Source organism: Parasedimentitalea nitratireducens, assembly GCF_057444295.1.
In genome coordinates this window covers 960,212-978,595 of sequence record NZ_JBYAXC010000001.1, presented here as the reverse complement: position 1 = coordinate 978,595, position 18,384 = coordinate 960,212, and the positions used below count along the sequence as shown (strand labels likewise).

The window sequence follows — 18,384 nt, the reverse complement described above, 5'->3', positions numbered from 1 at the left end:
TCTCTTTCCGATTAAATACATATACTTACGGTGATTTCAAATTTCTTTGCACGTATTTTGCACCACTTTCGGCCTGTTAAATCGACACTGCGCGCATTTTAAAGTGCATTGCACAATCGATTTTTGCAGCACCATTTTCTCAATCGAACACAGGAAATTCGGTAAAGAAATAACTTGCAGCGAGCACAAAAAACATGCGGCTTCCCATTGAATATCCACGAAAGCTGCGCATTACTGCCTTCCCAACATGGCCCTTCTTTAGAGGCCGTCAGCAGAGGCCAGTTATGCAACCTACACAATCTAACCCACAAGGCGGTACTTCAGAACGAGACGTCGTTGACATCGCGCGGCAAAATATTCGGGTAGCTGCTGCACTTCGACAGTTGAACCTGTCAGAAGTCTCCCGCCGAGCGGGAATGTCGAGAAACGGATTAGGTCAATTCATAAATGGCAGGACGACCTTATCCTACAGGAACATCCTTGCTGTTTGTGATGTGTTATCCATTCCAATCGGCATATTGCACCTCCAGGACGCGATGACAGAGCGGAATATCTCTTCATGGAAAAATGCAGAGAGGCTATCCAATAATTATCACGAAACAGGTTTCCCCGCCTAGAAGTAGAAACCGAAACAAAAAGCCTTACAGTGATTTTCAATGAAGCTCATCACCAATCCTAGTGATCTTCAAATGGGAAACCTTTTAGACCAATTTCGTCCCAAACTTTGGAACGCAAGATAGCAGTAGCGCCATCTAGCGAGTCAAAAGGAGACCAGCCCCAAAATCCTGCATCACTCAGACGTTTTAGGACAGAAGATTCTTCTTCTATCTCTATGCCAGTCGCAAAATAGACGAATTCACTTATGTCTTGGGACCGTTCCCTCCTCCCTTGCTCTAAATGCTCCGCGAGCACTGTATCTTTGGTACCAAATGTCGGGGAGTGAGAAGACTGTTTAGGTAAGACTGCCAAGGCTGAAACGTCCGCTCCCGCCATCGACAGACCTCGGGTGTCTTTCGCTGCGGGAATAGACGTCGCCCCACCTCCCAATCGGTTAATAACTGCGCCATCAATCATTGCACCGCAAAGGTCGGTTTCGAAAAAATCAGCATGGTTCAGGAGAGAACCTTGAAGTCGAGCACCTACTAAGCTGGCTTGGCGGAAGTTTGTCGCTTCTAGCCGACAGCCTATCAACAAGACGCCGTCAAAATTGCCTCTTGAGAGATTTGCACCCGAGAGATCCGTTTTCCGAAGATCAAGGCGGTAGTTTTCAGAGTGCTCAATCTCAATTAAATTGGACTGCCGCCTTCCGATAACATCCAATGCCGCCTGAACGTCCGATCTGGGCCGAGGCGGAAAAAATGGTTCCTCGCTTGGCACTAAATTGAGAATGGGAGCATTTTCTCGTATGTACGTACTCAGGATTTCCATGATCCGAATATGGTCACGGGGACTGTCTTGAGAAATCCGTTCCAGTGCATAGATCGCGCCAACTCGGACTTCGATGTTTGGAACTGTTTCTGAAAAAACAGTCCAATCGCCATGTCCACCAACAGCTGTACCTTCTGCAACTAGTAGCGGCTCGCTTTGCCACTCAATTTCTGTTTGCTCACTCGCCCATGTCTTGACATCAATGTGAAGCCCACTGAACACTTCAACTCCACCCTCCCCTTGGTCAAACACCGTTTCGTCATGATACCTTTCGAGTTCAAGGCTTCGAGCTTTCAGTTTGAAGGTGTTTGGGTCTGTGACTGTGTGTGTAACTGTTTGAGACTTCCCCAGGAAAATCTTCACGGGCCGACCAATCCGGTCCACCGTCTTCTCAGAGCCCAACCCTGCAACAGCTTTGTTGATTTGGTCAGTGATGTGTCTCTGTTCGCCAGTATCAGCCTGTTTTTGTGCGACGGCCGCGCGCCATACAACAAAAGGCGCACCGAGCACCGCGACAACGGCCAAACCAATATTTCGGATCGCCACGTGATCCGATCCGTCCCCAAGAACTAAGGTGAGAAACTGGATCAGCACCGCTATTCCACTTAGCGTGATCGCGAAGATGATAAGCAAGACAAAAGTTCCCAAAATAGGTCCCAACCAGCGTGCTTTGGAAAACTCCGGAGCACTGCGAAAGCCAATCCATTCAAGAAAACCAAGTTTGTTATTACTTCTGCCCAACCTAATGCCCCTCAATACGCGCCGGAGAATGATCGCAAACTATTGAAGTGTAGTTCACGCTAAGCATCAGTTTAGAAGGCTGAACTTCTGTTTGCAAAATTTCCAAATAATTGCCTTTCTAAATGCCTTGCCTCAAGCAGTTTGCAGATTTGCAAATGCTACAGAAACCGAACCAATCCTGCACGGATTTTGCACACACTTCAAAAACGCCCATTGAAAAATATACCATGTTCAGTGACTTAGAAAAACACACGGTCGCATCCAAACCAACCAGAGCTCGCTGAAATTTGCAAAATTAACTATATATATCAAGGCATTATGGTGATCCCGATAGGATTCGAACCTATAACCTGCCCCTTAGGAGGGGGCTGCTCTATCCAGTTGAGCCACGGGACCTTGCACTTTGTGCCACTCATCTCCCCTAGCAAATTGATATTGTGAGCTCAATCCCGCGACGTGCTTATCACCCGCATTTCGAACAACTGACCAAGTTTCAAGTTCCGCAACAGCCCAGGTTTCAACTGCAAGCAACCCATAGTGCTGCTTAATTGTGCAGACCCGGCGCTTGTGGTGTTTGGCGATGGGATTATCTTTACAAAATGCTCTATCCAGCGGCCTAAAAGCTTATGACACACCCTCTCTCGATTCTTGTTGTAGAATGCATCAGCGCGCGCGCCGGGCAGATTGGTCAGAGCCTAAAGCAGGCCGGAGGGTTTTCCATTGATTGCATCTCCGGATCAGACAGGCTGGCTTACAGGGCCAGCACCACCAATCCGGATATTGTAGTGATTGATGCAAGATCCCCGTCGCAATCAGAAATCGGCCAATTGGTTCTGGCTTCCGGCCCAACCCAACGGGCCGTGGTGCTGTTTGTCGACCAATCCGATGACGACAAGGGTCGGGTGGCTCTGCAAGCCGGGGTTTCGGCCTATGTTGTTGACGGGCTGCAACCACAACGGCTGCAGCCTATCCTCAAAACCGCACAGCAGCGGTTTACGATGCTGCACAAAATCCGAACCGAGCTGACCGAGGCCAAACAAGAGCTGGAACAGCGCAAGGTCATTGACCGGGCCAAAGGGTTATTGATGACAGCGCGCGGTATAGACGAGGCCGAAGCCTATGCCTTGTTACGCAAAAGCGCCATGGACCAGGGAAAACGCGTCCCCGAGATCGCACAGGCGGTCATTACCGCAAGCCAATTGCTGTCATAGTAACCTTTGCCCAGGACGCTAGGGTCGGATGATTACGGGCAAGATTCTAGATATCGCTCCAACCGTTTGCTCCCTCCATACCACGTGATACTAAACTTTAACGCGCGTCAGTTTCACCTAAACGGCGATCCATTGGCGACCTAGGCTGTATATTGCAAAGGATTGACTTGGTGAATTGGGACGATTTGAAAATTTTTGTAGAAGTTGCACGGGTTAACAACGTGACCGGAGCTGGGGTCCATTTGCAAATGTCCGCGGCAACTGTCTCGCGTAAGATACAGGCCCTAGAGAACGCACTCGGCACCACGTTGTTTCACAAGAAGACCAATGGATATTTCTTGACAGAGGCAGGTCATTCCTTGCTGCCCTTGGCATTGGAAGCCGAGGCACGGATGAAACTGATCGAGCGCCAGGTCTCAGGTTCGGTCGACAATACTTCAGGGCGCGTTCGCCTTGATTGCCCTGAATTGATGGGGATTCATCTGATTATCGGTGAACTTGCAGAGTTTCATAAAAAATGGCCTGAAATCCACATCGATTTCATCAACTCCGCAAAGTCGGAACGGCTGTCTCAAAGTCAAAGCGACATTCTCATACGGTTGCATCAGCCCACAAATGGCGCCTTTACCATGCGCTGCATCGGCGAGCTCCAGCAGGCTCTATTTTGCTCCCAAGCTTACCTGGATCGATTCGGAACCCCAACCAGGATTGAGCATTTGAAGGATCACAGTATCATTGGATGGACAGAAGAAATGTCACATATGCCGCTTGCCCGCTGGATCTCTGAAGTGGCTGCCGAAACCAGCCCTTGGCTGCGCGCTCCGAACTTCAACCTTCAACTTAAAGCTGCACAGTCTGGTCTTGGGATCATCGCGTTACCAACATATGTCGGCGCTCAATGTGATCTGGTTCAAGTGCTGCCAGATGTGAAACCACTTGCGTCAGAAATTTGGTTGCTGCGCAATCAAGTGACCCAAGAACTTACGCGCGTTGATACAGTTGTCGAGTTTCTGACAGACCTGTTCAAACGACGCGGCGATGAACTGTATTTGACCGAAACGGAATTTTAGCAACCGTGTCGCCAACAGCGGGTAAAAAGCCTACCCCATGCCATCGCGTAGGAACATCCAGACAGCAACGCCGATCAACATCGAACCAAAGACAGCGTTTTGAAGCTTCATCACATTGGGATGAGCCCGGATAGCAACCTGGATCGAGGAGCCAATTGAAACCCAGATCAGATGCGAGAAAACATTCAAGGCAATCAACGCCGCGCTTAGCATCAGAATAACCGAAATGCTGGTGCCTCCACTTGGGATAAAAGTCGAGAACATCACGAGTAACATAACCATGCCTTTGACGTTGCCCAGTTGGGTTACAATGCCGTCGCGAAAGCCGAAATCCTCTGTGGCAGCCACCGAGCCTTCGGCTGGACGCGTAAAAAGTTTGTAGCCAAGCAAAAGGATATAAGCGCTGCCGGCAATGCGGAGCGTGCTGAGCAGAATTTTGTTTTGCACCAGAGTTTGGTACAAGCCCAGGCCGATCAGAACGGCCAATAAAAAATAGGTCGCATCAAGACCGGCAATAAAGCGAAGCGACCGGCGTGCTCCGCTACGCGCTCCCGAAGTTGCAACCAGCAGATTTCCAGGCCCAGCACTAAGTGTAAGCGGAACCATCGTTGTCAGCCACAGCGTCCAGTTGATTATCAAAATTTCCTGCATAACTTGCACCTTCGCTGTTGAATGCAGCTTAGATACGATAATGCACGCCGGTACTCATATGCAGAATGTTCGAGATTGGTTTTTCATATTTGAAAAACCCGCCCCTTTCCAGAGACACTTCGGTGCAGCTGCAACGGCAAGAATCTTGTTTGGGATCTCCTCCATGTCGACACCGAACTCCGTCATCCCTTTTCCAGCTCTGATTAAGGCGTCAGTCCTCACCACCCAACATGAAGAGACCAGCCCAATTTCGAGGTTCTGATTCGAACATTTCCGTTTTGGAGGTGCCGTATTTCAGACATCGCCACGGCATCATCGCCTAAAAATTAGGCAAACACTCGCAGGGAATGCTGCATTGCAGCAGAATTTGTTGCCCACGGCCTGAACAGCCCTCAGTCTGTCTGTATCGCAGGCAACGACGCCTGTTTTGACACTCTCCCAACGTTTGGGAAATCCGGAGCAAAGCCGCTCGACCCTTCGCCAACAGGTGAAGTGCGTCAGCGGCTTTTTTGTTTTTCCCAAACACATGGAAAGGGACCACTCCCATGTTAAAAACCCTCTGCAGCCTCGGTATTGCGACCACATTGGCTACCCCCGCTCTGTCCTCATCACTCGAACTAGAGCAAGACGTACTGACCATTGGCTTTATCAAACTGACTGACATGGCCCCACTGGCCGTGGCCTATGAACAGGGGTTCTTTGATGACGAAGGTCTGTTTGTCACGCTGGAATCACAGGCCAACTGGAAGGTGCTGCTCGACCGGGTGATCGACGGGCAGCTGGCCGGGGCGCACATGCTGGCCGGGCAACCCTTGGCCGCCACTATGGGTTACGGCACCCAGGCCCATATCATCACGCCAATCTCGATGGATCTAAACGGCAATGGCATCACAGTGTCACAGCAGGTTTGGAACGACATGCGGCCTCACATCCCCTCACTTCCAGACGGTCGACCACAGCACCCAATCTCGGCCAGCGCGTTACTCCCTGTTGTCGAAGATTTCACCAACCGGGGTGAGCCATTCAACATGGGCATGGTCTTTCCGGTCTCGACCCACAATTACGAGCTGCGCTATTGGCTGGCCGCTGGCGGCATCAGCCCCGGCTACTACAGCCCCAAAGATGTATCGGGTCAGATCGGGGCTGATGTTTTCCTGTCAGTCACACCCCCGCCCCAAATGCCGGCAACACTCGAAGCAGGCACCATCAATGGCTACTGCGTTGGTGAGCCTTGGAACCAGCAGGCCGTGGCCAAGGGCATCGGCGTTCCGGTGGTCACCGATTACGAAATCATAAAGAACAACCCGGAAAAGGTCTTTGGCCTGTCAGCCGAGTTTGCGCAGGAAAACCCCAACACCACCCTCGCCATTGTCAAGGCACTGATCCGCGCCGCGATGTGGCTGGATGAAAACGAAAACGCCAACCGGGTTGAGGCGGTCGAGCTGCTCAGCCGTCCGGACTATGTCGGCGCAGACCCTGAAGTCATCGGCGCCTCGATGACCGGCAGCTTTGAGTATGAAAGCGGCGATGTGCGCCCGGTGCCCGATTTCAACGTCTTCTTCCGCTACAACGCTACCTACCCCTATTATTCCGACGCGGTCTGGACCCTGACCCAGATGCGCCGCTGGGGGCAGATCGCCGAGGGCAAACCCGACAGATGGTATGACGAGATCGCCCGCTCGGTCTACAAACCCGAAATCTATCTGCAGGCCGCGCAATTGCTGGTCGACGAAAGCCTGGCCGATGCGGCGGACTTCCCCTTCGACAGCGATGGCTACAAGGAGCCGACCCCAGCGGCAGATGTGATTGACACCATCCCCTTCGATGGTCGCACCCCCAACGCTTATCTCGACAGCCTGCCCATTGGGCTCAAAGGCAACCAAACCGTCACTGACGGCGCGGTGCAAGGCTAACGGTAACACCACAAAGGATCCTCCTCATGACTATCGCTGATCCCGATTTCTCCAAATCCGAGACCCGCCGCGCCCGCCTGTTCACCCGCATCAACACGGCTGACAAATGGCTGCAGATGCTGGGGCTAGCCTGGATCACCCCGGTGTTGCGCGCCGCAGCTGGCGACAATCCTCGTGCCCAAATGGGTGAGATCTGGCGCCTGCTGCTGGTGCCGCTGCTGGCAATCATCGGCTTTCTGGTCCTGTGGGGGATGATGGCTCCCAAAGTTCAAACTTCGCTGGGGGTAATCCCCGGTCCGGGTCAAGTTTGGGCGGAAGTGGTCAACCTGCACCACGATGCCGCAGTCAAAGCCGAAAAGAAGACCGCTTTTGAAATCCGCGTCCAAGCCCGCAATGACAGGCTGATCGCCGCTGGCAAACCCGAGCAAGTCAAAGACATTGCCTATACCGGCGCGCCCAGCTTTTACAACCAAATCTGGACCTCGATCACAACCGTGTTCTTTGGTTTCCTGATTGCCTCGGCTGTCGCCATCCCGCTGGGAATCTTAGGTGGGTTGTCCCCCACCGCCAACGCCGCTCTGAACCCGCTGGTGCAGATCTTCAAACCGGTGTCCCCCCTGGCTTGGTTGCCGATTGTCACCATGGTGGTCTCGGCCCTCTATGTCACCAACGACGGCCTGTTCTCCAAATCCTTCATGGTCTCGGCCGTCACCGTCACCCTCTGTTCCATGTGGCCCACCCTGATCAACACCTCACTGGGTGTCGCCTCGATCGATAAAGATCTGATCAACGTCTCCAAGGTGCTCAAAATGTCTTTCTGGAGCAAGATCACCAAGCTCGTTCTGCCCTCGGCCTTACCGCTGATCTTTACTGGCTTACGCCTGTCTCTGGGGGTGGGCTGGATGGTGCTGATCGCGGCCGAGATGCTGGCGCAGAACCCCGGCTTGGGCAAATTCGTCTGGGATGAGTTCCAGAACGGCTCCTCCCAATCGCTGGCGCGCATCATCGTTGCAGTCCTGACCATCGGCCTGATTGGCATGATGCTGGATCGGGTGATGTACGCCCTGCAATCGCTCTTCACCTTCTCCAACAACCGGTGAGCGACATGACAATTCTGACATTCAACAACGTGAACAAAGGCTTCGGCGAAGGTGCTTCCCGTGTAGATGTGCTCAAAGACATCAATCTCGAAGTACAACAGGGCGAGTTCCTTGCCATCCTCGGCTTCTCGGGCACCGGCAAATCCACCCTGATGAACCTGATGGCCGGGCTCGACACACCCGACACCGGCAGCGTCATCTTCAAGGGCAAACCCATCACCGCCCCCAGCCCCGAACGCGGGCTGGTGTTCCAAAACTACTCGCTGATGCCCTGGCTGACAGTGGCGGGCAACGTGCGGCTGGCCATCGATGCCGTATTCCCCAAGCTTTCCGCAGCCGACAAATCCGCCAAGGTGGATCACTACATTCAGATGGTCGGCCTGACCCACGCCGCCCAGCGCCGCCCGGCTGAACTGTCAGGTGGCATGCGCCAGCGGGTGTCCATCGCCCGCGCCCTAGCCATGGACCCCGAGATGCTGCTGCTCGACGAACCCCTGTCCGCGCTCGACGCCATGACCCGCGCCAATCTGGCGGATGAAATCCTCGACATCTGCCAAAGCGACGCCAAAACCTGTGTGCTGATCACCAACGACGTGGACGAGGCGATCCAGCTGGCCGACCGCATCATCCCGCTGAACCCCGACGGCACATTAGGCGAGGCCTTTACCGTCGACATCCCCCGCCCGCGCAGCCGGGATGAGATGAACAATCACGCAGGCTTCAAATCCCTGCGCGCCCAAATCACCAACTTCCTGATGGATGTCGGGATCGAGACCCGCGTCGAAGGCACCCGCGAGTTGCCCGACGTGACGCCAATCCACAACCTGCCCACAGCGGTAAAGACAGCCAGCAAAGCCATGGTTGAAAAGCGCTTCCTCGACTTCAGCCAGTTGCACAAGGTCTACCCAACCCCCAAAGGGCCGCTCACGGTGGTCGAAAACTTTAATCTCAAGGTGAACCGGGGCGAGTTCATCTCGCTGATTGGCCATTCAGGTTGCGGTAAGTCCACCGTACTGACCATGGCAGCCGGATTGAACGAGATTTCCAAGGGCGCAATCAAGCTCGACGGAAAACACGTCGAAGGCGCCGACCCAGAACGCGCTGTTGTGTTTCAATCCCCCAACCTGTTCCCCTGGCTCACAGCCAAGGAAAACGTCGCCGTCGGAGTTGAGAAGGTCTACCCCAAAGCCTCGCGCGAAGAACTGCAAGATGTGGTGGAATACTATCTGGAACGCGTCGGTCTGGCCGATGCGATGGACCAGCCCGCCCATAGCCTTTCCAGTGGCACCCAGCAACGCGTCGGCATCGCCCGCGCCTTTGCTCTGTCACCCAAGCTACTCCTGCTGGATGAGCCCTTTGGCATGCTCGACAGCCTAACCCGCTGGGAACTGCAAGAGGTGCTGATGGAGGTCTGGTCGCGCACCAAGGTCACCGCCGTCTGCGTCACCCATGACGTCGACGAGGCAATCCTGCTGGCCGACCGCGTGGTGATGATGACCAACGGCCCACAGGCCACCATCGGCAAGGTGACCGAGGTCGACCTGCCACGCCCCCGCACCCGCAAAGCGCTGCTCGAGCACCCTGACTACTACAGCTACCGGCAAGAGGTTCTCGACTTCCTCGAAGACTACACCTACGGCGCCAACCCCACCCCAAAACCAGCCACAGCCCCCATTGCAGCGGAGTGAGACCATGACCCAGAAACTCATCATCATCGGGGCAGGCATGGCCTCGGGGCGGGTGATCGAACACCTGCAAGCCACCGATCCTGATGCCTATGACATCACCCTGTTCAACGCCGAACCCCGCGGCAACTACAACCGCATCATGCTGTCGCCGGTGCTGTCTGGCGACAAGACCTACGAAGAGATCGTCATCCACGATGATGACTTCTACAAAGAGAATGACGTCACCTGCCGCTTTGGCGAAAAAGTCGCCGCCATCGACACCAAAGCCAAAACCGTCACCGCAGAAAATGGCGACGTGCTGGCCTATGACAAACTGTTGTTCGGCACCGGCTCCAACCCCTTTATCATCCCGCTCCCCGGTCACGATCTTAAAGGCGTGATTGCCTACCGCGATCTGGAAGACACTCAACGCATGATGGGTCTGGGCGCGGGCCACAAGGCTGTGGTCATCGGCGGTGGTCTCCTTGGGCTCGAAGCTGCGGCGGGCATGGCTGCACGCGGCGTCGACGTCACTGTGGTGCATATCATGGGCCACCTGATGGAGCGCCAACTGGACGAAGCCGCCGGTTATCTGCTGCGCAAGGCGCTGGTGGACAAGGGCATCACCGTCAAATGCTCGGCCAACTCCAAGGAGATTTTAGGCGAAAACGGCCAAGTTAGAGCCTTATTGCTGGACGACGGCACCGAAATTCCCTGTGATCTTTTGGTTATGGCCGTAGGCATTCGCCCCAACACTGCGCTGGCCAAAGACTCCGGCATCATGGTTGGTCGCGGTATCCACGTGGATGACCAACTTCTGACCTCGGCCCTCGATGTGCTGGCTGTTGGTGAATGTGTCGAACACGACGGCGCGCTGTTTGGTCTGGTGGCCCCGCTCTATGATCAGGCCAAAGTTGCCGCCAAAACCCTGCTGGGTGAAGAGGCCAAGTTTGTTCAGAAAGAAGTATCTACCAAGCTCAAGGTGACAGGCTGTGATCTGTTCAGCGCCGGTGACTTTGCTGATGGCGAAACCCGCGAAGACATCATTTTTCGCGACCCAGCCCGTGGCGTCTACAAACGGCTGGTGATCGAGGATAACAGGCTGGTCGGTGCAGTCATGTACGGCGACACCGACGATGGCAGCTGGTTCTTTGGACTGATCAAAGACGCCACTGATATCTCGGATATGCGCGACACCCTAATCTTTGGCCCCGCCTATCAGGGAGGGTCCTCCCTGGACCCGTTGGCAGCCGTTGCAGCCTTGCCGGATGATGCAGAAATCTGCGGCTGCAACGGCATTTCCAAAGCACAGGTTGTGGCGGCAATCACCGCCGGTGCTCATACGCTCGACGCGGTAAAGGCCAGCTCCAAGGCCGCCTCCTCTTGCGGCAGCTGTGCCGGACTGGTCGCTGACCTGCTGGGTGTGACTCTGGGCGATGATTTCAAAATGCCCGACAAGGAAGTTGTCTGTAAGTGCACCGACCTGTCCCATGATGATCTACGCAAGCTGATTGTCGCCAAAGAGCTGAAGTCGATCCCGCAAGCCATGCAAGAGCTAGACTGGAAAACCTCCTGCGGCTGCCACATCTGCCGCCCAGCGCTGAACTACTACATGGTCTGCACCTGGCCCGGAACATACGAGGATGACGGCAAAAGCCGCTTCATCAACGAACGGGTCCACGCCAACATCCAAAAAGACGGCACCTACTCCGTTGTCCCCCGCATGCTGGGCGGCCTCACCACCCCGGACGAGCTGCGCGCCATTGCTGATGCTGCCGACAAGTACAACGTCCCCACGGTCAAGGTCACAGGTGGTCAGCGCATCGATCTGCTGGGCATCAACAAAGAAGACCTCCCCGCCATCTGGTACGATCTGGGCAAGGCCGGGATGATGTCAGGCCAAGCCTATGCCAAGGGTCTGCGCACCGTGAAAACCTGTGTAGGCTCCGAGCATTGCCGCTTTGGCACCCAAGATTCCACAGGTCTGGGTATCAAGATCGAAGAGGCGATGTGGGGGGCTTGGTCACCGCATAAATTCAAGCTCGCGGTGTCCGGCTGCCCCCGCAACTGCGCCGAGGCGACGTGTAAGGATCTCGGCATTGTCTGCGTCGACAGCGGCTATCAGATCCTGGTGGGCGGTGCCGCCGGGTTGGATCTGCGCGAAACCGAACTGCTGGTACAAGTCGCCACCGAGGAAGAAGCGATCGAGGTCGCCTGCGCCTTTTACCAGCTCTACCGCGAGGGCGCGCAATACCTTCACCGCCCCTACAAATGGATCGCCAAGGTTGGCCTCGACTGGATCAAATCTCAAGTGGTCGAGGATCTGGAAAACCGCAGGGCACTCGCCGCCAGCTTCCACTACTCCCAGCAGTTCTACCAAATCGACCCATGGGCCGAGCGGGCCAAACAGGGCAAGGACGCCCACGAATTTGCCCCCATGGCCGATTTTACAAAGGTGGCAGCAGAATGAGCGACTATATCGACATCGGCAGCATCCACGACATCCCCCTGCGCGGCGCCCGCGTGGTGCGCACCCATCGCGGTGACATCGCAGTGTTCCGCACCGCGCAGGGCGAACTTTATGCGCTGGACGACTATCTACCGGGTAAGGCCGGGCCGCTGTCCAACGGCATCCAGCACGACACCCAGGTGACCGACCCAATGTACAACTGGGTGTTTGATCTGGCGACCGGTCAGGCACAGGGCGCTGACACAGGCGCAGTGGCCACCCATGCGGTGAAATGTGGCCAAGGCCGCGTACTACTCGCCGCCTCGGCCCTTGACGCCATGGCAGCAGAATGATGGACGGCTCTCTCTTCCCCGAGGTCCGCTCTACCTGTGCCTACTGCGGAGTTGGCTGCGGCGTGTTGCTGCGCGCCGACGGTCAGGTCGGGTTAGATGTACGCGGTGACCCCGATCATCCAGCCAACCGCGGCCGGCTATGCTCCAAGGGTCTGGCTCTGGGTGAAACCGTCGGGGCCGAAGGCCGCCTGCTAACCCCACATATCCACGGGGCCCCGGCCACTTGGAATCGCGCCCTTGATCTGGTCGCCAGCAAGTTTTCACAAACCATCGCCGATCACGGCCCTGACAGCGTCGCCTTCTATGTCTCGGGGCAACTGCTGACCGAAGACTACTATGTCGCCAACAAGCTGATGAAAGGCTTCATCGGCTCGGCAAATATCGACACCAACTCACGCCTGTGCATGGCCTCAACCGTGGCCGGACACAAACGCGCCTTTGGCACAGACACCGTGCCCGGAACCTATGACGACCTGGAACAGGCCGACTTGATTGTTCTGACCGGCTCCAACCTTGCCTGGTGCCACCCGGTTCTGTACCAGCGCATCCAAGCCGCCCGCGCCAAACGCCCCGAGATGAAGCTGGTAGTGATCGACCCCCGCCGCACGGCGTCTTGTGAGGGTGCCGATCTGCACCTGCAACTGCGCAGCGGCTCTGATGTGGCTCTATTCCAGGCGATTTTGACCCAAATCGACCAACAGGGCGCCACAGATCCCGAGTATCTAACCCGTGTCGAAGGGGCGGATGCAGCCTTTGCCGTCGCCCGCGAAAACGATACCTCGGTCACCGGTCTCAGCCCTGAACAGATCCGCGCCTTCACCGACTTGTGGATCAACACCAAACGGGTCGTCACCGTGTTCAGCCAGGGGGTCAACCAGTCCTCGTCCGGCAGCGACAAGGTCAACGCCATCCTGAACTGTCACCTCGCCACTGGTCGCATCGGTAAGCCCGGCATGGGCCCCTTCAGCGTCACCGGTCAGCCCAACGCCATGGGTGGGCGCGAGGTGGGCGGGCTGGCCAATACGCTAGCCTGCCACCTCGACGTTGAGAACCCCACCCACCGCGATCTGGTGCAGGACTACTGGCAGGCCCCCCAGATGCCCACCGCTCCAGGGCTCAAGGCGGTTGAGATGTTTGACGCCGTGGCCAAGGGCCAGATCAAGGCACTGTGGATCATCCACACCAACCCCGCTGTTTCCATGCCCAACGCCGACGCTGTCAGCGCCGCCATCAACGCCTGCGATTTTAGCGTGGTCAGCGACATCACCGGTGCCACCGACACCGCCCGCTTGTGCGACGTGCAATTGCCCGCCGCCGCTTGGGCCGAAAAATCCGGCACCGTCACCAATTCTGACCGCACCATCAGCCGCCAACGCGCCGTGTTGACGCCCCCGGGAGAGGCCAGGCCCGACTGGCAGATCTTGACCGAGGTCGCCCGCCGCATGGGATGGGCGGATGCATTTGACTACAACTCGCCTGCTGAAATATTCGACGAATACGCCACCCTCTCCGGCCTTGCTGCCTCTCAGGGGCGCGACTTTGATATTTCGGGCCTGTCGGGGCTAAGTACCGAAGAATACGAAGCGCTGGCCCCCACCCGCTGGCCCGTGACCAAGACCCGCCAGGGTGGCCGTTTCTTTGGCGACGGCCAATTCTTCACCCCCTCGGGCAAGGCGCAAATGCTGCCTTTGCAACACAGAACACCCGTGGCCAAGACGGAACCCAAGCTCCCCTTCCGTCTAAACACGGGTCGGGTGCGGGACCAATGGCATACCATGACTCGCACCGCCAAATCCCCACGCTTGTCGGCCCATCTGGCGGAACCCTTTCTGCAAATCCACCCCGACGATGCTGCAAAACAGGGGTTCAACCCCGCCGATCTGGTTCAGGTCCGCGGCACACAAGGCAGCGCCATTTTGCGGGTGCTGATCACCGATGCCGTATCCCCCGGCGAGGTCTTTGCCCCGATCCACTGGACTAACGAGACCGCACCCGCAGCCCGGATCGACAACTTGGTCCCGCCGGTCATCGACCCGGTATCAGGCCAACCCGAAAGCAAGGCCGCCGTGGTGGCCCTGTCGAAGTTCCAGCCCAAGTGGCATGGCTTTGCGGTGTCGCTGCACCAGGTGCAGCCCAGCGCCGATTACTGGGCGATGTCGCGCACCACGTCCGGCTGGCGCTGCGAACTCGCCTGCTCCAAGACACCCAAGGATTGGGCCACCTACGCCCACGATCTGGTGGGCGAAACCAACACCACCATGCAAAGCCTATGTGATCCGGCGCGTGGCATCTATCGCTATGCCTTCTTTCGCGATGGGCAACTGGTCGGCGCCTTCTTCGCGGCACCAGACACCCTGCCGCTGGCCCGTGACCACCTGGCCACCCTGCCCGGCACCCAAGCCACGGCGGTGCTAACGGGCCAGCCTCCTGTTGGCCAACCCGACCCCGGCCCCATCGTTTGCGCCTGTTTCAACGTCGGACGTAACACCATCCAATTCGCCATCAACCACGGCAACCTGGCCAGCGTCGATGCCATTGGCCAGGCACTACAGGCCGGAACCAACTGTGGCTCTTGCCGGTCTGAACTGGCCGGACTGCTCCCACCCCTAAAACTGCCAGAGGTCACAGTGTGATGCCAAAAACAGTCTCTAATAAAGGCAAAATCTCACTTGTTGGCGCTGGTCCCGGTGCCGCCGACTTGCTGACCCTCCGGGCGCTAGACCGTATCCGGCAGGCCGACGTGATCTGTTATGACCGCCTGATCGAGCCCGAGGTGCTGGCCCTGGCTGAAGCTAAGGCCAAACTGATTTACGTGGGCAAAGAGGTCGGTGCCAATACCTGGCCACAAGAAAAGATCTGCGATTTAATCGTGGCCGAGGCCAGCCAAGGCCAGCACGTTATACGCCTGAAATCCGGTGACCCCAGCATTTTTGGCCGCGCTGGCGAAGAGCTCGAAGCCGCCCGCGCCGCCGGGATCGAAGTGGAACTAATCCCCGGCATCACCGCCGCAACCGGCGCGGCCGCGCTGGCTGCGCAGCCCCTTACCGAACGGGGCGTCAGCGATACCTTGGTAATTGCCACCGGTATGTGCCAACCCGGTGCCCCTGCCCCGGATTGGTCGCGTCATGCCCACCCCGGCACGACCTTTGCGTTCTACATGTCAGTGCGACAATCGCCAGACATCGTGGCAAACCTGCTGTGTGCCGGAATGCCCTCGACCGCGCCGATCACTGTGGCCGTGGAGGTCTCAAAGCCGGGCGAGCATCTGTGTCAGACAACGCTGGGCCAATTGGTCTCCACCCTGCGCCTGAACAGGATCCAGGGCAGTGCCATGATCCTAGCCACCTGGCCCAAGCCCCAGGAAACCGCCATCAACGCAGCCAAGTCACGGTCTCAAATTCCCACGTCCAAGGCAAAGGCCCCATTGTATAATTAGGCGTGCTTGCGCTAACCTCGGTGTAACAACAACACGAGGCTGCCAACGTGACATCGGACAACAAACGCCCCCTGACCCTCCGCGACGTATCAGAAGCCACCGGGGTGTCCGAAATGACCGTCAGCCGGGTGCTGCGCAACCGGGGTGATGTATCCGAAAAGACCCGCGTCAAGGTTCTCGCCGCCGCCAAGGAACTGGGCTATGTGCCCAACAAGATCGCCGGGGCGCTGGCATCCAACCGGGTTAACCTAGTGGCGGTGATCATCCCGTCCCTGTCCAACATGGTCTTCCCCGAGGTGTTGAACGGCGTCAATCAGGTGCTGGAAACCACCCAGTTGCAACCGGTTGTGGGCGTCACTGATTATAAGCCCGAGAAAGAAGAAAAAGTCCTGTACGAAATGCTGTCGTGGCGTCCATCCGGGGTAATCATCGCCGGGCTGGAGCACACCGACGCCGCCCGTGCCATGCTCAACGCGGCCGGTATCCCGGTGGTCGAGATTATGGATACTGACGGCAAGCCGGTGGATGCCATGGTCGGCATCTCGCACCGTCGCGCCGGGCGCGAAATGGCCAAGGCGATCCTCAAGGCTGGCTATCGCCACATTGGGTTCATGGGAACCAAGATGCCGCTGGACCACCGTGCCCGCAAACGGTTCGAAGGCTTCACCGAGGCATTGGCCAAAGAAGGTGTCGAGATTGAGGATCGCAACTTCTATTCCGGCGGCTCCGCTCTGGCCAAGGGCCGCGAGATGACCGCCGAGATGCTGGAGCGCTCTCCCGATCTAGATTTTCTGTACTACTCAAACGACATGATTGGCGCTGGTGGCCTGTTGTATCTGCTGGATCAGGGTATCGACGTGCCCGGCCAAATTGGCCTGGCCGGCTTCAACGATGTGGAACTGCTGCAGGGCCTGCCGCGCAAACTGGCCACCATGGATGCCTGTCGGCTTGAGATTGGGCGCAAGGCGGCTGAGATCATCGCGGCCCAACTCGACAATCCGGAAGAAGAGATCGAAACCCGCATTACCCTCACTCCGACGATCAGTTATGGCGACACGCTGAAACGGCGCTGATGGCAGTTCAACAACTCGACAATCGCACCGCGCGGCGTCTGTTCATGGACCGCCACGCGCTGATCGAAAACCCCAGCGGTGGGGCCAAAGGCGATGATCTGCTAGAGCTGATCACCCGACTGGGGTTTGTGCAGCTAGACAGTATCAACACCGTGGCCCGCGCCCATGACATGATTCTGTATTCGCGGCGGCCCACTTACCGCGCCAAGCATCTGAAACAGCTGTACGAAAAAGACCGCGCGCTGTTTGAACACTGGACCCACGACGCCGCTGTCATCCCGATGCAGTTCTACCCGCAATGGCACCTGCGATTTCAGCGTGATGCCGCCCGGCTTAAATCACGATATCGCAACTGGCACCGTGATAACTACGAAGCCCAGTTCGACACCGTGTTGCAGCATATCCGCGACAACGGGGCGGTGGGCTCCTCCGATGTGGGCAAGGACGAGAAAAAGGGATCGGGTGGCTGGTGGGACTGGCACCCCTCCAAAACCGCGCTGGAATATCTGTGGCGGTCCGGCGCACTGACCGTGGTGGGGCGCAAGGGGTTCCAGAAACAATATGACCTGACCGAGCGAGTGATCGAAGACCACCTCTGCCCGGGTGCCTCCCCCTGTGACGCGGCTGAAACGGTCGATACCCTGTGCAACGCCGCGCTGGATCGTCTGGGCTTTGCCACCTCGGGCGAGATTTCGTCGTTTTGGGATACCGTCTCAACCACCGAGGCACGGGACTGGTGCAAGACGCAGCTGGATCAGGGCAACCTCGAAGAGATAGATGTGGCCCATACCGACGGCAAGCTACGCCGCGCCTTTGCCCGCCCCGGCGTGGTTGAGGCCGCGCAGGACATTGCCCCTGCCCCCGGTCGGATGCGGGTGCTCAGCCCGTTTGACCCCGCCCTGCGTGACCGCAAACGCGCCGAACGCCTGTTTGGCTTCCACTATCGGATCGAGATCTTTGTCCCCGCCCCCAAACGCATCTACGGCTACTACGTGTTCCCGCTGATCGAGGGCGAGCGCATGGTGGGCCGCATCGACATGAAGGCGCAGCGCGATGCTGACCTGTTGCAAGTTACAGCCGTTTGGCCGGAACGCGGTGTTATATGGTCCCCCGGCCGTATACGTAAGCTGGAAAGCGAACTTCAACGCGTTGCGCGGTTTGCAGGGCTGTCCGAAGTGGTGTTTGCCGATAGATGGCTGCGCGAGGCGGTTTAGAAAACTGACGCCTTACTTAGCCCGGCACCGCCGGGCTGCGCCTGACCTTCCCCCCCGGGAAGGCGCTTTGCACCTCCC

Annotated in this window: 14 protein-coding genes, 1 tRNA gene and 1 pseudogene; 13 read left to right on the top strand and 3 right to left on the bottom strand. The window is 57.2% G+C overall.

What is annotated here, in order from left to right; all coding sequences use genetic code 11:
* Window positions 1–194 precede the first annotated feature (194 nt).
* Window positions 195–617 (top strand): helix-turn-helix domain-containing protein, encoded by a 423-nt coding sequence (locus AC2T28_RS04955; protein WP_486747828.1) that lies wholly within the window; start codon window positions 195–197, stop codon window positions 615–617.
* Between the two features lie 58 nt (window positions 618–675).
* On the opposite strand, the gene AC2T28_RS04950 is transcribed toward AC2T28_RS04955, so the two are convergent.
* Window positions 676–2,169 carry a pentapeptide repeat-containing protein gene (locus AC2T28_RS04950; RefSeq protein WP_486747827.1) on the bottom strand — a complete coding sequence of 498 codons (1,494 nt, stop codon included), beginning with the start codon at window positions 2,167–2,169 and terminating at the stop codon, window positions 676–678.
* Window positions 2,170–2,488: 319 nt separating this feature from the next.
* Window positions 2,489–2,565, bottom strand: a tRNA-Arg gene (locus tag AC2T28_RS04945).
* A 230-nt stretch (window positions 2,566–2,795) separates the two neighbouring features.
* On the opposite strand from AC2T28_RS04945, the gene AC2T28_RS04940 reads away from it, so the two are divergent.
* From AC2T28_RS04940 to AC2T28_RS04930, 3 genes and pseudogenes are all read left to right on the top strand, one after another.
* Window positions 2,796–3,380, top strand: coding sequence for an ANTAR domain-containing response regulator (locus tag AC2T28_RS04940; RefSeq protein ID WP_486747826.1), 585 nt, complete (start codon window positions 2,796–2,798; stop codon window positions 3,378–3,380).
* 170 nt (window positions 3,381–3,550) lie between these two features.
* Window positions 3,551–3,724, top strand: a pseudogene (locus AC2T28_RS04935) (LysR family transcriptional regulator); the annotation flags it as partial.
* Between the two features lie 48 nt (window positions 3,725–3,772).
* Window positions 3,773–4,450, top strand: a complete 678-nt coding sequence (locus tag AC2T28_RS04930) for a LysR substrate-binding domain-containing protein (RefSeq protein WP_486748024.1) — start codon at window positions 3,773–3,775, stop codon at window positions 4,448–4,450.
* A 30-nt stretch (window positions 4,451–4,480) separates the two neighbouring features.
* Here the strand turns inward: AC2T28_RS04930 and AC2T28_RS04925 are convergent, their stop codons facing one another.
* On the bottom strand, window positions 4,481–5,101 hold the full coding sequence (locus AC2T28_RS04925) for a LysE family translocator (protein WP_486747825.1): 621 nt from the start codon (window positions 5,099–5,101) through the stop codon (window positions 4,481–4,483).
* Window positions 5,102–5,646: 545 nt separating this feature from the next.
* Here AC2T28_RS04925 and AC2T28_RS04920 point away from each other — a divergent pair.
* The 9 genes from AC2T28_RS04920 to AC2T28_RS04880 are packed head-to-tail and all read left to right on the top strand — an operon-like array spanning window position 5,647 to window position 18,306.
* Entirely contained in the window at window positions 5,647–7,014 is a 1,368-nt protein-coding gene (locus tag AC2T28_RS04920) for a CmpA/NrtA family ABC transporter substrate-binding protein (RefSeq protein ID WP_486747824.1), read from the top strand.
* Window positions 7,015–7,040: 26 nt separating this feature from the next.
* On the top strand, window positions 7,041–8,114 hold the full coding sequence (locus tag AC2T28_RS04915; RefSeq protein ID WP_486747823.1) for an ABC transporter permease: 1,074 nt from the start codon (window positions 7,041–7,043) through the stop codon (window positions 8,112–8,114).
* A gap of 5 nt (window positions 8,115–8,119) precedes the next feature.
* Window positions 8,120–9,802: an ABC transporter ATP-binding protein gene (locus tag AC2T28_RS04910; RefSeq protein ID WP_486747822.1), complete on the top strand. Its 1,683-nt coding sequence runs from the start codon at window positions 8,120–8,122 to the stop codon at window positions 9,800–9,802.
* Window positions 9,803–9,806: 4 nt separating this feature from the next.
* On the top strand, window positions 9,807–12,251 hold the full coding sequence (nirB, locus tag AC2T28_RS04905) for a nitrite reductase large subunit NirB (RefSeq protein WP_486747821.1): 2,445 nt from the start codon (window positions 9,807–9,809) through the stop codon (window positions 12,249–12,251).
* Complete coding sequence (gene nirD / locus AC2T28_RS04900) at window positions 12,248–12,583, top strand: nitrite reductase small subunit NirD (protein WP_486747820.1); 336 nt, start codon at window positions 12,248–12,250, stop codon at window positions 12,581–12,583. Before nirB ends, nirD begins: the two co-directional genes overlap by 4 nt.
* A complete protein-coding gene (locus AC2T28_RS04895) occupies window positions 12,583–15,216 on the top strand; it encodes a molybdopterin-dependent oxidoreductase (protein ID WP_486747819.1) in 2,634 nt (877 codons plus the stop codon). Before nirD ends, AC2T28_RS04895 begins: the two co-directional genes overlap by 1 nt.
* Window positions 15,216–16,019 (top strand): uroporphyrinogen-III C-methyltransferase, encoded by an 804-nt coding sequence (gene cobA, locus AC2T28_RS04890; protein WP_486747818.1) that lies wholly within the window; start codon window positions 15,216–15,218, stop codon window positions 16,017–16,019. Before AC2T28_RS04895 ends, cobA begins: the two co-directional genes overlap by 1 nt.
* A gap of 47 nt (window positions 16,020–16,066) precedes the next feature.
* Complete coding sequence (locus AC2T28_RS04885) at window positions 16,067–17,092, top strand: LacI family DNA-binding transcriptional regulator (protein ID WP_486747817.1); 1,026 nt, start codon at window positions 16,067–16,069, stop codon at window positions 17,090–17,092.
* Window positions 17,092–18,306, top strand: a complete 1,215-nt coding sequence (locus tag AC2T28_RS04880) for a winged helix-turn-helix domain-containing protein (protein WP_486747816.1) — start codon at window positions 17,092–17,094, stop codon at window positions 18,304–18,306. The genes AC2T28_RS04885 and AC2T28_RS04880 overlap by 1 nt, the downstream gene beginning before the upstream one ends.
* Window positions 18,307–18,384 lie beyond the last annotated feature (78 nt).